The following is a 13,291-nucleotide window of genomic DNA, read 5'->3' as shown; positions in this document are numbered from 1 at the left end:
CTGTGTGTATTTATTAGCGTTTATCTAACAGTGAAGTAATGGCATCGCCGCAGAACTGGATAATGAACACGATGATCAGAATGGTCACCGTTGCCACCAGCGTGACGTCACCATGGTTGCGCTGGAATCCTTCCAGATAAGCCAGATTTCCCAAACCGCCGGCACCTATCACCCCCGCCATTGCGCTGTAGCTCACCAGCGCAATCAGCGTCACCGTCATACCTGAAACCAGTGCGGGTGAAGATTCCGGCAGTAAAACCCGAAACACTAACGTGCTCAGCCGTGCGCCCATCGAACGCGTGGCTTCAATTACCCCTTTATCCACTTCCCGCAGGGCAATCTCGACCAGACGGGCGTAGAACGGCGCGGCGCCCACAATCAGGGCGGGCAGCGCAGCGTTAGCGCCGAGAATGGTCCCCACAACGGTCTTGGTGAACGGGATCAGCAGAACAATGAGAATGATGAACGGAATCGAGCGGAACACGTTCACCACAATCGACATCACGCTGTAGACCGTGCGGTTGTGGAATAACCCGCCGCGGGCGGTTAAAAACAGCGCCAGACCGAGCGCGATCCCCAGAACAAACGTCGCCACGCCGGAAAGCGCGGTCATGTAGAGCGTCTCCTGGGTTGCAGCCCAAAGTTGATCCCACTTCAGGTGCGGAAAGAGTTCTTCAGCCATGCTTGATTACCTCGCCTTCAATATCGCTTTGCTTCAGGTCGGCGAGGATATTGTTCAGTTGTTCATCCGATGCCACCACGTGCACCCAGAGCTGCCCGAAAACACCGTGGGCGGTTTGCGTCATTTTGCCGTGCAGGATGTTAAACGGCAGGCCGTAGCGCAGGGTCAGTTCACCGACGATCGGCCTGTGCGTGCTGTGCCCGGTGAAGGTGAGCTTGATGACCGCGCCCTCCAGCTCATTTGCCAGTTCGGTATTGAAGGTCTCTTCCTCCGCGTACTGGCTCACCTGGCGGACAAACTGCCGGGTGATCGGCTGCTGAGGATGCGTAAACACGCTCAGCACCTCCCCCTCTTCCACCACCTTGCCGTTCTCCATTACCGCCACGCGGTCGCAGATTTTGCGCACCACATGCATCTCATGCGTAATGAGTACGATGGTCAGGTTAAAACGACGGTTAATGTCCAGGAGCAGATCGAGGATCTGATCGGTGGTCTGCGGATCCAGCGCCGAGGTGGCTTCGTCACACAGCAGTACGTCCGGATGATTGGCCAGCGCGCGGGCAATGCCCACACGCTGTTTTTGCCCGCCGCTCAGCTGGGACGGGTAGGCATTCTCGCGCCCCTTCAGGCCGACCAGCTCCACCAGCTCGGCAACGCGAGCCTGAATTTGCGCTTTTGGCACACCGGCAATTTGCATTGAAAAGGCGATGTTTTCCTTCACCGTGCGCGACCAGAGCAGATTAAAGTGCTGGAACACCATGCTGATTTTCAGGCGTGCCTGACGCAGCGCTTCTCCCTTCGCGGCGGAGATATCCTGACCGTTAATGGTGACGCTGCCGGCGCTGGGCTTTTCCAGACCGTTCAGCAGACGGATAAGCGTACTTTTCCCGGCCCCGCTGTAACCAATGATCCCGTAAATCTGTCCCTGCTCTATCGTCAAATTGACGTTATCAACGGCTGTCAGCGCCAGCTTCCCGTTGTCAAAAACCTTCGAAATATTACTGAGTACGATCATTCTTATTCGTTATCCGTTACGCATATAGCGGTTTAGCAGTATGGATGTCCAAAAGATAGTAAACAGCTGTTATCAGCTTTTAAATGACCAAAAAAGAATTTCTTATAATGCGGCGGAATAAGCAGCGAACTGGCGGGTGAAAAGCATTTAGATGAATATCTGCAATAATTATCTGCCTTTTGCATATCAGGTCTCATTCATCCGACGAAATTGGTTAATTTTGCAGCACTATGTACTGATATAGCCATCCTCACATCCGGACAACTTTACGTCTTGCTGTCTTTCCACCCAAAAAACATAAGGATTATTCCTTTCTGTTCTAAAACCCAGTGAAACGTTCTTTATTGAGAAAATTTCGTGGTCCTATCATCCGGTCATCACCTCTTCACAGGACATGACCATGACGCTTTACCACTCCGTCACCGAACTAATTGGCCATACGCCACTCATCCAGCTGCACAAGCTGGATACCGGCCCCTGCTCGCTGTTTCTGAAGCTGGAAAATCAGAATCCAGGCGGCTCGATTAAAGACCGCGTCGCGCTGTCGATGATTAACGAGGCCGAGCGTATGGGGCAGCTACGGCCTGGCGGCACCATTATTGAAGCCACGGCGGGGAACACCGGCCTGGGGCTGGCGTTGATTGCGGCGCAAAAGGGATACTCGCTGATCCTGGTGGTGCCGGACAAAATGAGCCGCGAGAAGATTTTCCACCTGCGCGCGTTAGGGGCGCAGGTCGTGCTAACCCGCTCGGATGTGAATAAAGGGCATCCGGCCTACTACCAGGATTATGCCCGGCGGCTGGCGAACGAACTGCCAGGCGCGTTTTATATCGACCAGTTCAATAACGCGGCCAATCCGCTGGCGCACCGCACCACTACCGCACCGGAACTGTTTGAGCAGCTTGACGGCCAGATCGATGCCATCGTCGTCGGCGTCGGCTCCGGCGGTACGCTGGGCGGCTTACAGGCGTGGTTCGCCGAGCACTCACCGCAGACGGAATTTGTGCTTGCCGATCCGGCCGGGTCGGTGCTGGCAGATCAGGTTGAGACCGGACGCTATCACGATGCCGGATCGTGGCTTGTTGAGGGGATTGGCGAAGACTTTATTCCTCCGCTGGCGCACATCGAAGGGGTTAAACGCGCCTGGCGCATTACCGATCGCGAGGCGTTCACCACCGCCCGCGATCTGCTAAAAACGGAAGGGATCCTGGCAGGCTCCTCCACCGGCACGCTGCTGGCGGCGGCGCTGAAATATTGCCAGGCGCAGACTACGCCAAAACGTGTGGTCACCTTCGCCTGCGACAGCGGCAATAAATACCTCTCAAAGATGTTCAACGACGACTGGATGCGCCAGCAGGGGCTGATTTCACGTCCGCAGGCAGGCGATCTCTCGGACTATATTGCCCTGCGCCACGATGAAGGCGCGACGGTGACTGTCGCCCCGGACGACACGCTTTCCACCGTGCTGGCCCGCATGCGCCTGTACGACATCTCCCAGCTGCCGGTGCTCGATAACAACAATGTTGTCGGCATCATCGACGAGTGGGACCTGCTGCGGCACATCGGGGGAGATGCCGATCGCTTCTCTCTCCCCGTGACGGCGGCCATGACGCGTCAGGTCGAATATCTGGATAAGCTGGCCCCGGAGAGCGCCCTGTACACCATCTTTGACCGTGGCCTGGTGGCGATTATTTATGACGAAGACCGCTTTCTGGGTCTGATCACACGCAGTGACGTACTCACCACCTGGCGTAACCGCCTGACGAAATAAAAGGAGCAAAAGATGAAAAACCTGGCCACCCTCAGCGTTCACAGCGGTGAGTATCACGACACGCACGGCGCCGTGATGCCGCCAATTTACGCCACGTCGACGTTTGCGCAACCGGCACCGGGTGAACATACCGGCTACGAATACTCCCGGAGCGGCAACCCAACCCGCCATGCGCTGGAGACCGCCATCGCCGAACTGGAAGGCGGCACGCGCGGGTACGCCTTCGCGTCAGGGTTGGCGGCCATTTCCACCGTGCTCGAACTGCTGGATAAAGACAGCCATATCGTTGCCATTGACGACGTGTATGGCGGTACGTATCGCCTGATCGAAAACGTGCACAAGCGCAGCACCGGGTTACAGGTGAGCTGGGTTAAGCCGGACGATGTAGCCGTCCTTGAGGCCGCCATTCGCCCGGACACCCGCATGATCTGGGTGGAAACGCCGACGAACCCGCTGCTGAAACTGGCCGACCTGGAGGCCATCGCAGACATTGCCCGGCGCCATAATGCGATCAGCGTGGCGGATAATACCTTCGCCTCCCCGGTCATTCACCGGCCGCTGGAGGCGGGGTTCGACATTGTGGTTCACTCCGCCACCAAATATCTCAACGGTCATTCAGACGTGGTTGCCGGGCTGGCTGTTGTCGGGGCAAATAAGGATCTCGCGGAGCGTCTGGGCTATCTGCAAAACGCGGTTGGCGGCGTTCTGGATCCGTTCAGCAGCTTCCTGACGCTACGGGGGATTCGCACCCTCTCCCTGCGCGTTGAGAAGCACAGTGCCAACGCGCTGGCGATTGCGCAATGGCTGGAGCAGCATCCGCAGATAGAGAGCGTGCTCTATCCCGGGCTGGAGTCACACCCCCAGTATGCGCTTGCCCGCAGACAAATGGCGCTGCCGGGCGGCATGATCTCCGTTGTGATTAAAGGCGATGCGCAACGCGCGACAGAGGTGATTCGTCATCTTATGCTCTTTACCCTGGCGGAAAGCCTGGGCGGGGTGGAGAGTCTGGTGAGCCAGCCCTACAGCATGACCCACGCCTCCATTCCACTGGCGCAGCGTCTTGCAAACGGCATTGTGCCGCAGCTGATACGCCTGTCGGTGGGGATTGAGGATGCGAAGGATCTGATCGCCGACCTTCAACAGGCGCTGGAAAAGTGAGCAAAAAACGGCGGGCGTTGCGCCTGCCGTCATAAGATGACATTAGGCCTTAACGCCTTGATAACAAACTTATGTGAATCTGCACAGAATGTTTTTGAAACGCTGTTTCCATTTTCCTTTTTACTGTGAATCAGCGTATAATGCGCGCCAAATCCCTGGTGAATGGTTTCAGCGCTTGGAATACAAAAAACAACGTACAACTTCTCCTCTCATTCGTTGGGCTGGCACTCAGGCACACTTTCTTCTGCACGCTCATTTGATGTCACCTATTCTTAGTGCGTGTCATATACTCTTTCGCAACACAGGTTTGACTCCGCGGCGGTGCGCCCCCGGAGCGAGATTTCCATATCCTTCCCAACTTAAAGACTAAGACTGTCATGAAAAAGACGAAAATTGTTTGTACTATCGGCCCGAAAACCGAATCCGAAGAGATGCTGAGCAAAATGCTGGATGCCGGCATGAACGTGATGCGTCTGAACTTCTCCCACGGCGACTATGCTGAACACGGTCAGCGTATTCAGAACTTGCGCAACGTGATGAGCAAGACCGGGAAAAAAGCGGCAATCCTGCTCGACACCAAAGGTCCTGAAATCCGCACCATCAAACTGGAAGGCGGTAACGACGTTTCCCTGAAAGCGGGCCAGACCTTCACCTTCACCACCGACAAATCCGTTGTAGGTAATAACGAAATCGTTGCCGTGACCTACGAAGGCTTCACCAGCGATCTGTCCGTTGGCAACACCGTGCTGGTAGATGACGGCCTGATCGGCATGGAAGTGACCGCGATTGAAGGTAACAAGGTTATCTGTAAAGTGCTGAACAACGGCGATCTGGGCGAAAACAAAGGCGTTAACCTGCCGGGTGTGTCCATTGCTCTGCCAGCTCTGGCTGAAAAAGACAAACAAGACCTGATCTTCGGCTGCGAACAAGGTGTGGACTTCGTTGCGGCGTCCTTCATCCGTAAACGTTCTGACGTGGTTGAGATCCGTGAGCACCTGAAAGCGCACGGTGGTGAGAACATCCAGATCATCTCCAAGATCGAAAACCAGGAAGGCCTGAACAACTTCGACGAAATCCTTGAAGCGTCCGACGGTATCATGGTTGCGCGTGGTGACCTGGGCGTTGAAATCCCGGTTGAAGAAGTGATCTTCGCGCAGAAGATGATGATCGAGAAATGCGTTCGCGCGCGTAAAGTGGTTATCACCGCAACGCAGATGCTGGACTCCATGATCAAAAACCCACGCCCTACCCGCGCTGAAGCCGGCGACGTGGCGAACGCCATCCTCGACGGTACCGATGCCGTTATGCTGTCTGGCGAATCTGCAAAAGGTAAATACCCTCTGGAAGCGGTCGGCATCATGGCGACCATCTGTGAGCGTACCGACCGCGTGATGAAAAGCCGTCTGGATTACAACAACGACAGCCGTAAACTGCGCATCACCGAAGCCGTGTGCCGTGGTGCGGTAGAAACCGCTGAAAAACTGGAAGCCCCACTGATTGTCGTGGCGACCCAGGGCGGTAAATCTGCGCGTGCCGTGCGTAAATACTTCCCGGATGCAACTATCCTGGCGCTGACCACGAACGAAACCACCGCGCGTCAGCTGGTGCTGAGCAAAGGCGTGATCCCACACCTGGTGAAAGAGATTGCCTCTACCGATGATTTCTATCGTCTGGGTAAAGAAGTGGCTCTGGAACTGGTTGATTGTGGCCTGGCTCAGAAAGGCGACGTGGTGGTTATGGTTTCTGGTGCACTGGTACCAAGCGGTACAACCAACACTGCATCTGTCCACGTACTGTAATATTTCACGAACAAATTATTGTTTTGTTAAAAAGCGTCCTTCGGGGCGCTTTTTTTATTCCCGCCATTAACCAGAACTATTCAAAAAGCAAATCGGGTTTTTCTATTTAATCGCGATTTATCTAAGATGAATCCGATGAAAAATGCCTTTTTTAACATAGCTTTTTCGTCAAAATTGCCGATTTCGTTGCTTCTTTGAGCGAACGATCAAAAATAGGCGTAATCCCATCAAAAAAATATTCTCAACCCAAAAAACTTTGTGTAATACTTGTAACGCTACATGGAGATTAACTCAATCTAGAGGGTATTAATAATGAATCGTACTAAACTGGTACTGGGCGCGGTAATCCTGGGTTCTACTCTGCTGGCAGGTTGCTCCAGCAACGCTAAAATCGATCAGCTGTCTTCTGACGTTCAGACTCTGAACGCTAAAGTTGACCAGCTGAGCAACGACGTGAACGCAATGCGTTCCGACGTTCAGGCTGCTAAAGACGACGCAGCTCGCGCTAACCAGCGTCTGGACAACCAGGCTACTAAATACCGTAAGTAATAGTACCTGTTAATAAAATGGCGCACATTGTGCGCCATTTTTTTTGCCTTCGTCAAACCTCTACTGAAGCGCTTTCTCTCCCTCGCCTTCCGTCACCGCCGCTGAGACACGACTATTCTGAACCGACAGGACAGAATTGCTGGCTGACGAACCATTGCCTGCTGAAACGGCAACCGGGATCCCGGCTCTGCGCGCCAGAGCTTTGTTGATTAGCGTTTTATCGCTACCTGATTCCGCTGCGAAGGCGGTAAACGCCGCCGAGTGCGTGAACGGCACCGTCTGTGGGTTTTCGCCCTCAGCCTGCGCCAGCGGCCTGTGCACCTCGATATAACGTTTGCCGTCCGGCTCGACGGAGAACTTCACCGGCTCATTGATAATCTGCACCCGCGTGCCGACGCGCACTCGTTCAAACAACGCTTTGATATCCGGCGCGTTCATTCGCATACAGCCCGAGCTGACCCGCAGCCCTACGCTGTCCGGCGCGCTGGTGCCATGAATAAGATATTCCCCATTCCCGATGCCCAGACGCAGCGCAAAGCGCCCCAGCGGGTTATTTGGCCCTGCGGGTACCACAGGCGGCAGTTTAATGCCCTGCGCCAGTGAGCGCGCTCTGATGCCCGCTGTGGGGGTCCAGGTAGGGTTAGGGATTTTCTGACTCACACGGGTGGTGCTGACCGGTGTTTCCAGCCCAAGCTGACCAATACCCAGCGGATAGACCTGCACGATATTTTCGCCAGGCGGATAGAAGTAAAGACGCAGCTCCGCCAGATTCACCACAATGCCCTCACGCTCGGTGTCCGGGAGCAGCATCTGGGAAGGAATGGTAATGACCGTTCCTGGCGCAGGGTTTACCGGTGCAATGGTATTATTGGTTTCAAGGATAAGCTGTGCGGCGGTATTAAACCGACGAGCGATAGCCTGGAGCTTATTGTCGCCTTCCTGAATGGTGTATGTCTGATTTTGCCCAATCAGGCGGCTGCCTGCGGGCGGTAAAGGATAATCAACCGCCCTGGCTGAATTAACAGCACTGAGCGAACCAAGGAGTAATAGAGTTATTAGAGACGCGCGCTTCATGCTGAGATTCCTTATTCACTGACCAAACGTCAGAAAGCTGAAAAACCAGCGAGGTGGAAACCACCCCGCGAAACAGAATGAATGCTGTTCTGTCAGTTTAGCTAAGGATTGCGGCTTTGGCGCGTATGGCGCGGATCATCGCTTCCAGTCCCTGGGAGCGGGACGGGGTGAGGTGTTGGGTTAAGGCCATTTTTTCAAACCAAGGGCGAACGTCAAAGGCGACAATATCCTGCGCCGACATCTGGTGATAAAGAATAAATACGACGGCAATAAGCCCCTTCACAATGGCGGCATCGCTGTCACCCTGTAAATCGATTACGCCATCCTCCATCTGCTGCATCTGGATCCAGACCTGGCTCTGGCAGCCCTGAATGATGTTGTCCCGGTTATGCGCCTCTTCGCTGAGCGGCGGCAGGCGCTGACCTAGCTCGATAATATAAAGGTATTTCTCTTCCCAGTTTGCGCAACGCCCAAAGTTACGCAGCAATTTATCTCTGTCCGGCAAATCTGCCATCTCTCGCCTCTCCGTTAGCCAAGCAGCTGGTGAATACGTTTTAGTCCCGCCACCAGTCTGTCGACCTCTTCCGTTGTGTTGTACATCACCAGCGATGCGCGGCACATGGCCGGTACCTGATAATACGCCATCAGTGGCATCGCGCAGTGATGCCCGGTACGTACGGCGACGCCGTAATTATCCAGGAAACTGCCCACATCATAAGCGTGATGCTTGCCGAGGTTGAAGGCTATCACACCCAGACGGTCAGCAGGGCCATATAAGGTCAGATCCGGGACGCCGGCAAGCTCCTGCAAGGCATATTGCATCAGCAGCTGTTCGTACTCCTGAATCGCCGCCAGCCCCGTTTCAGAGACGTAGCTAATGGCCGCGCCCAGCCCGATGATCCCGCCCGTGTTTGGCGTGCCCGCCTCGAAGCGCCAGGGCGCCCGGGCGTAGGTTGTGCCTTCCGTCAGGCTGACGGTGGCAATCATTGACCCGCCCCCTTCCCACGGCGGCATGGCCTGGAGAATGTCCTCTTTCACATACAACACGCCGATGCCCGTCGGACCATACAGCTTGTGCCCGGAGAAGACGTAGAAATCGCAGTCCAGAGTCTGAACGTCAACCGCATGGTGCATCACCGCCTGGGCACCATCAATCAACACTTTCGCACCGGCCTGATGGGCTTTGTCGACGATCAGCGCCACCGGATTTTCCGTCCCCAGCACGTTTGAAACGTGGGTCACCGCTACCAGCCGCGTTCTGTCGTCAAGCAGGGCGTCCAGCTGTTCAAGCTGAAGCGTACCGTCTTCGTTTAGCGGGATCACCCGCAGTTGCGCCCCCATACGCTCACAGAGCATCTGCCAGGGCACGATGTTAGCGTGGTGCTCCATCTGGGTGATGATGATGTTATCCCCCGCGTGCACCTGCGCATTGCCCCAGCTGTTAGCCACCAGGTTGATCCCTTCGGTGGTGCCACGCACGAACACCAGCTCTTCCGGCGAACGCGCGTTGAGAAACGCCGCAACCTGCGTGCGCACGTTTTCCATGCGCTGGGTCGCCTCGGCGCTCAAGGTGTGGATCCCGCGATGGACCGCCGCATAACCGTGGCGGTAAAACTCGGCTTCCGCATCCACCACCTGATTCGGTTTTTGCGCGCTGGCCGCACTGTCGAGATAGGCCAGCGGCAGACCGTTCACTTCACGGGTCAGTACCGGAAAATCTGCCCGGACTTTCTCTACGGGAAATGTCATGCTTCGCCTCCAGGCAGCCGCTGACCGATACGGGCCAGCACCTGCTGTTTAAGTCCGCCATCGGGCAGCGCTTCCGTCAGCTCAGCCGCAAAGGCGTAAATAATCATCTTTTGCGCGGCCTGCTGGTCTATCCCGCGAGAGCGCAGGTAGAACATCTGCTCATCGTCAATACGCCCGACCGTTGCGCCGTGGCTGCATTTCACGTCGTCCGCATAGATTTCCAGCTGTGGCTTGGTGTCCACCTCTGCCAGACGTCCCAGCAAAAGGTTGTTGTTGGTCATCTGCCCGTCAGTTTTGATGGCGTGCTGCGCCACATTGATCAGGCCGTTAAACACCGCACGTCCTTTGTCGCTGACGATGGTTTTGTGCAGCTGACGGCTGTTGCAGTAGCCTTTGTTATGCTCAAGCCAGGTGCGCGTGTCGCACACTTCTGACTTCACCGGCATCGCCAGGCTGTTAATACGCAGCGTAGTGTTCTCACCGTTCAGCTGGGTGCTGGTATTGTGGCGCAGCACCGCGCCGCCAAGCAGGAAGCTGTGGCTGTACGCCGCGGCATCCTGGCCCAGCAGAATATCGTTGTGGGCGAAGTGGTGACTGAGCGGATTCTCAAACGCCAGATTGATATGGTGCAGCTGGGCGTTGGCCGCCACGTTCATCGTCAGACGCGAGCCGGTAAAATGGCGGGTGTCGTTCAGACTAACGTAATGCTCAATTACCGTCGCTTCTGCCCCTTCTGCCAGCTCGAGATGGTGGCGATAGTGGGCGGTGTTGATCTCGCCGCCCTCAACACCCTGGGTGATATGCATCAGCAGCAGCGGTTTCGCCGGGCGCTGGTTACGCTTAACGTGAATATGGGTGACAGACTGAGACAGGCTCTCTGTCAGATGCAGGAAGACTTCAGGCTGAACGGGCGCGTTCAGCGACTGACGCTCATCATTAATCGCAATATCGAACCCGCTCTCCTGTACGCTGTCGCTGAGTTCCTCACGAAACTGCCCGTCTACAAACACCAGACGCACGGCATCCACGCTCAGCGCCAGCACATCGCGCTGACCGGGGCTAACCTGCGCCAGACGGGTGACAAACTCGCCGTTCAGCAGGCCGTCCAGCGGGGTATATTTCCAGTTCTCATGCTTACGCGTCGGTAAACCGAGACGCAGCATCTGCTGGAGATGGTGCTGAGCCTGTTCAGAGCGCGCTCCACCCTGCGCTTCAAACAGCCGGTGCCACTGCTGGAGTGCATTACTGCTGTTCGGTAAGCCAGCCATAACCCTGCTCCTCCAGTTGTTTAACCAGCGTAAAGTCACCGGATTTCACAATGCGCCCCTGATAAAGCACGTGGACATAGTCCGGTTTGATGTAGTCCAGAATACGCTGGTAGTGAGTCACGATAATAAATGAGCGGTTACCGTCACGCAGAGAGTTTACGCCGTCGGCAACGATCTTCAGGGCATCAATATCCAGCCCTGAATCGGTTTCATCGAGAATGCACAGCTCCGGCTCAAGAACCGCCATTTGCAGAATATCGTTACGTTTTTTCTCACCGCCAGAAAAACCCACGTTCACCGAGCGGGTGAGCAGATCTTCGGGCATTTTCAGCAGCTTGATTTTCTCTTCCATCAGATCCTGGAAGTCAAAGCGATCCAGCGCCTCAAGTCCGCGATACTTGCGCACCGCGTTCAGCGCGGTTTGCAGGAAGAACTGGTTGCTGACGCCCGGGATTTCCACCGGATACTGGAAGGCCATAAAGATGCCCTCACCGGCACGCTCTTCAGGCGACATCTCCAGCAGATCCTTGCCGTTAAACTCAACGGAGCCGCTGGTGACCTCATAATCTTCGCGTCCTGCCAGCGTCGCTGAAAGCGTACTTTTCCCGGAGCCGTTTGGCCCCATGATGGCGTGAACTTCACCCGGTTTGACGTCAAAATTGAGCCCACGCAGGATCTCTTTCTCTTCCACGCTAACCTGTAAATCTTTAATGCTTAACATGTGCTTTCCTTAACCGACGCTGTGTTCAAGACTAATGGCGAGGAGTTTCTGGGCTTCAACGGCAAATTCCAGCGGCAGTTCAGAGAACACGTCCTTACAGAAGCCGTTAACAATCATTGAAATCGCATCTTCTTCACTGATCCCGCGTTGCAGGCAGTAGAACAGCTGATCTTCACCAATACGTGACGTAGTCGCCTCATGCTCGAGCTGGGCGCTGTTATTGCGGCATTCGACATAGGGGAAGGTATGCGCCCCGCAGTCCGCACCAATCAGCATGGAGTCGCACTGGGTAAAGTTACGTGCGTTGGTGGCTGTCGGCATGATTTTCACCAGCCCGCGATAGCTGTTCTGGCTGTGACCGGCAGAGATCCCTTTGGAGATGATGGTCGATTTGGTGTTTTTACCGATGTGGATCATCTTGGTGCCGGTATCGGCCTGCTGATGACCGCTGGTCAGTGCCACGGAGTAAAACTCACCGATGGAGTTGTCGCCGCGCAGAATACAGCTCGGGTATTTCCAGGTAATGGCGGAGCCGGTTTCTGACTGCGTCCAGGACATCTTACTGTTTTCACCTTCGCACAGCGCACGCTTGGTGACGAAGTTCAGAATACCACCGGTGTTGCCATCGCCCGGGAACCAGTTCTGTACCGTAGAGTATTTCACTTCCGCGTCTTTATGGATGATCACCTCTACCACCGCCGCGTGCAGCTGGTAGCTGTCGCGCACCGGCGCCGAACAGCCTTCGATATAGCTGACGTAGCTGCCTTCATCGGCCACCAGGATGGTGCGTTCAAACTGGCCGGTTTTTTCCGCGTTGATGCGGAAATAGGTCGAGAGCTCCATCGGGCAGCGCACACCTTTAGGCACGTAGATAAAGGTGCCGTCTGACGCCACCGCCGCATTCAGTGCCGCGAAGAAGTTATCGTTACTGGGTACCACGGTGCCAATGTACTTTTTCACCAGCTCCGGGTGATCGTGAATGGCTTCCCCAAAGGAGCAGAAAATTATCCCCTGCTCCGCCAGCTTTTCACGGTAGGTGGTTGCCACCGAGACGGAGTCAAAAATGGCGTCCACCGCCACCTCTTTACCTTCGCGCACGGGCACGCCGAGCTGATTGAAGGCCTCTTCCACCTCTTTACTCAGGAAGCTGTTCTCGGCACCGGTTTGCTGTACCGCGCCGGGCTGCGAGGCACAGGTATCATCGCAGCTGCCGCATGAGGGCGCGGAGTAATAGCTGTAATCCTGATAGTTCAGCTTATCGTAATGCGCTTTCAGCCAGTGGGGTTCTTCCATCTCCAGCCACGCGCGGAATGCGCTCAGGCGAAACTCCAGCATCCACTCCGGCTCGTTACGTTTGGCCGAAATGGCGCGCACGACCTCTTCGTTGATGCCTTTCGCCAGCTCATCAGTTTGCAGCTGCGTGAAGAAACCCTCTTTATAGTTGAGGTGTCCGCCGCTCCAGGTGTTTACATCACTCGTTGCTTCAGTATTACGAGACATAGTAC

Annotated in this window: 13 protein-coding genes; 5 read left to right on the top strand and 8 right to left on the bottom strand. The window is 55.5% G+C overall.

What is annotated here, in order from left to right:
- Window positions 1–13: 13 nt before the first annotated feature.
- Window positions 14–682: a methionine ABC transporter permease gene (locus ACQG1K_RS09440; protein ID WP_017384621.1), complete on the bottom strand. Its 669-nt coding sequence runs from the start codon at window positions 680–682 to the stop codon at window positions 14–16.
- Entirely contained in the window at window positions 675–1,697 is a 1,023-nt protein-coding gene (locus ACQG1K_RS09435) for a methionine ABC transporter ATP-binding protein (RefSeq protein WP_023299939.1), read from the bottom strand. Before ACQG1K_RS09435 ends, ACQG1K_RS09440 begins: the two co-directional genes overlap by 8 nt.
- A 400-nt stretch (window positions 1,698–2,097) precedes the next feature.
- On the opposite strand from ACQG1K_RS09435, the gene ACQG1K_RS09430 reads away from it, so the two are divergent.
- The 5 genes from ACQG1K_RS09430 (at window position 2,098) to lpp (ending at window position 6,974) form a co-directional block, all read left to right on the top strand.
- The gene (locus tag ACQG1K_RS09430; protein WP_324286375.1) at window positions 2,098–3,468 is read left to right on the top strand and encodes a cystathionine beta-synthase; all 1,371 of its coding nucleotides are present in this window, start codon (window positions 2,098–2,100) and stop codon (window positions 3,466–3,468) included.
- 12 nt (window positions 3,469–3,480) lie between these two features.
- Entirely contained in the window at window positions 3,481–4,626 is a 1,146-nt protein-coding gene (locus ACQG1K_RS09425) for a trans-sulfuration enzyme family protein (protein ID WP_426760320.1), read from the top strand.
- An 88-nt stretch (window positions 4,627–4,714) separates the two neighbouring features.
- Window positions 4,715–4,996, top strand: coding sequence for a hypothetical protein (locus tag ACQG1K_RS09420; RefSeq protein WP_419394464.1), 282 nt, complete (start codon window positions 4,715–4,717; stop codon window positions 4,994–4,996).
- 7 nt (window positions 4,997–5,003) lie between these two features.
- On the top strand, window positions 5,004–6,425 hold the full coding sequence (pykF, locus tag ACQG1K_RS09415) for a pyruvate kinase PykF (protein ID WP_015570703.1): 1,422 nt from the start codon (window positions 5,004–5,006) through the stop codon (window positions 6,423–6,425).
- Between the two features lie 312 nt (window positions 6,426–6,737).
- Window positions 6,738–6,974 (top strand): murein lipoprotein Lpp, encoded by a 237-nt coding sequence (gene lpp / locus ACQG1K_RS09410; protein WP_001082307.1) that lies wholly within the window; start codon window positions 6,738–6,740, stop codon window positions 6,972–6,974.
- 60 nt (window positions 6,975–7,034) lie between these two features.
- Here lpp and ldtE read toward each other — a convergent pair whose 3' ends face one another.
- The 6 genes from ldtE to sufB all read right to left on the bottom strand — a co-directional run bounded on the left by ldtE (window position 7,035) and on the right by sufB (window position 13,286).
- Window positions 7,035–8,048, bottom strand: a complete 1,014-nt coding sequence (gene ldtE, locus ACQG1K_RS09405; protein WP_276170378.1) for a L,D-transpeptidase LdtE — start codon at window positions 8,046–8,048, stop codon at window positions 7,035–7,037.
- Window positions 8,049–8,145: 97 nt separating this feature from the next.
- Window positions 8,146–8,562, bottom strand: coding sequence for a cysteine desulfuration protein SufE (sufE, locus tag ACQG1K_RS09400; RefSeq protein WP_154051183.1), 417 nt, complete (start codon window positions 8,560–8,562; stop codon window positions 8,146–8,148).
- 14 nt (window positions 8,563–8,576) lie between these two features.
- Window positions 8,577–9,797 carry a cysteine desulfurase SufS gene (gene sufS / locus ACQG1K_RS09395; protein ID WP_045622808.1) on the bottom strand — a complete coding sequence of 407 codons (1,221 nt, stop codon included), beginning with the start codon at window positions 9,795–9,797 and terminating at the stop codon, window positions 8,577–8,579.
- Window positions 9,794–11,065: a Fe-S cluster assembly protein SufD gene (gene sufD, locus ACQG1K_RS09390; RefSeq protein WP_155025352.1), complete on the bottom strand. Its 1,272-nt coding sequence runs from the start codon at window positions 11,063–11,065 to the stop codon at window positions 9,794–9,796. Before sufD ends, sufS begins: the two co-directional genes overlap by 4 nt.
- Entirely contained in the window at window positions 11,040–11,786 is a 747-nt protein-coding gene (sufC, locus tag ACQG1K_RS09385; protein WP_022647874.1) for a Fe-S cluster assembly ATPase SufC, read from the bottom strand. Before sufC ends, sufD begins: the two co-directional genes overlap by 26 nt.
- A 9-nt stretch (window positions 11,787–11,795) precedes the next feature.
- The gene (sufB, locus tag ACQG1K_RS09380) at window positions 11,796–13,286 is read right to left on the bottom strand and encodes a Fe-S cluster assembly protein SufB (protein WP_003857739.1); all 1,491 of its coding nucleotides are present in this window, start codon (window positions 13,284–13,286) and stop codon (window positions 11,796–11,798) included.
- Between the last annotated feature and the right edge of the window lie 5 nt (window positions 13,287–13,291).

This window comes from Enterobacter cloacae complex sp. 402C9, assembly GCF_050030745.1.
In the GTDB taxonomy this organism is placed as follows: domain Bacteria; phylum Pseudomonadota; class Gammaproteobacteria; order Enterobacterales; family Enterobacteriaceae; genus Enterobacter; species Enterobacter intestinihominis.
This window is presented reverse-complemented; position numbering and strand designations above follow the sequence as displayed.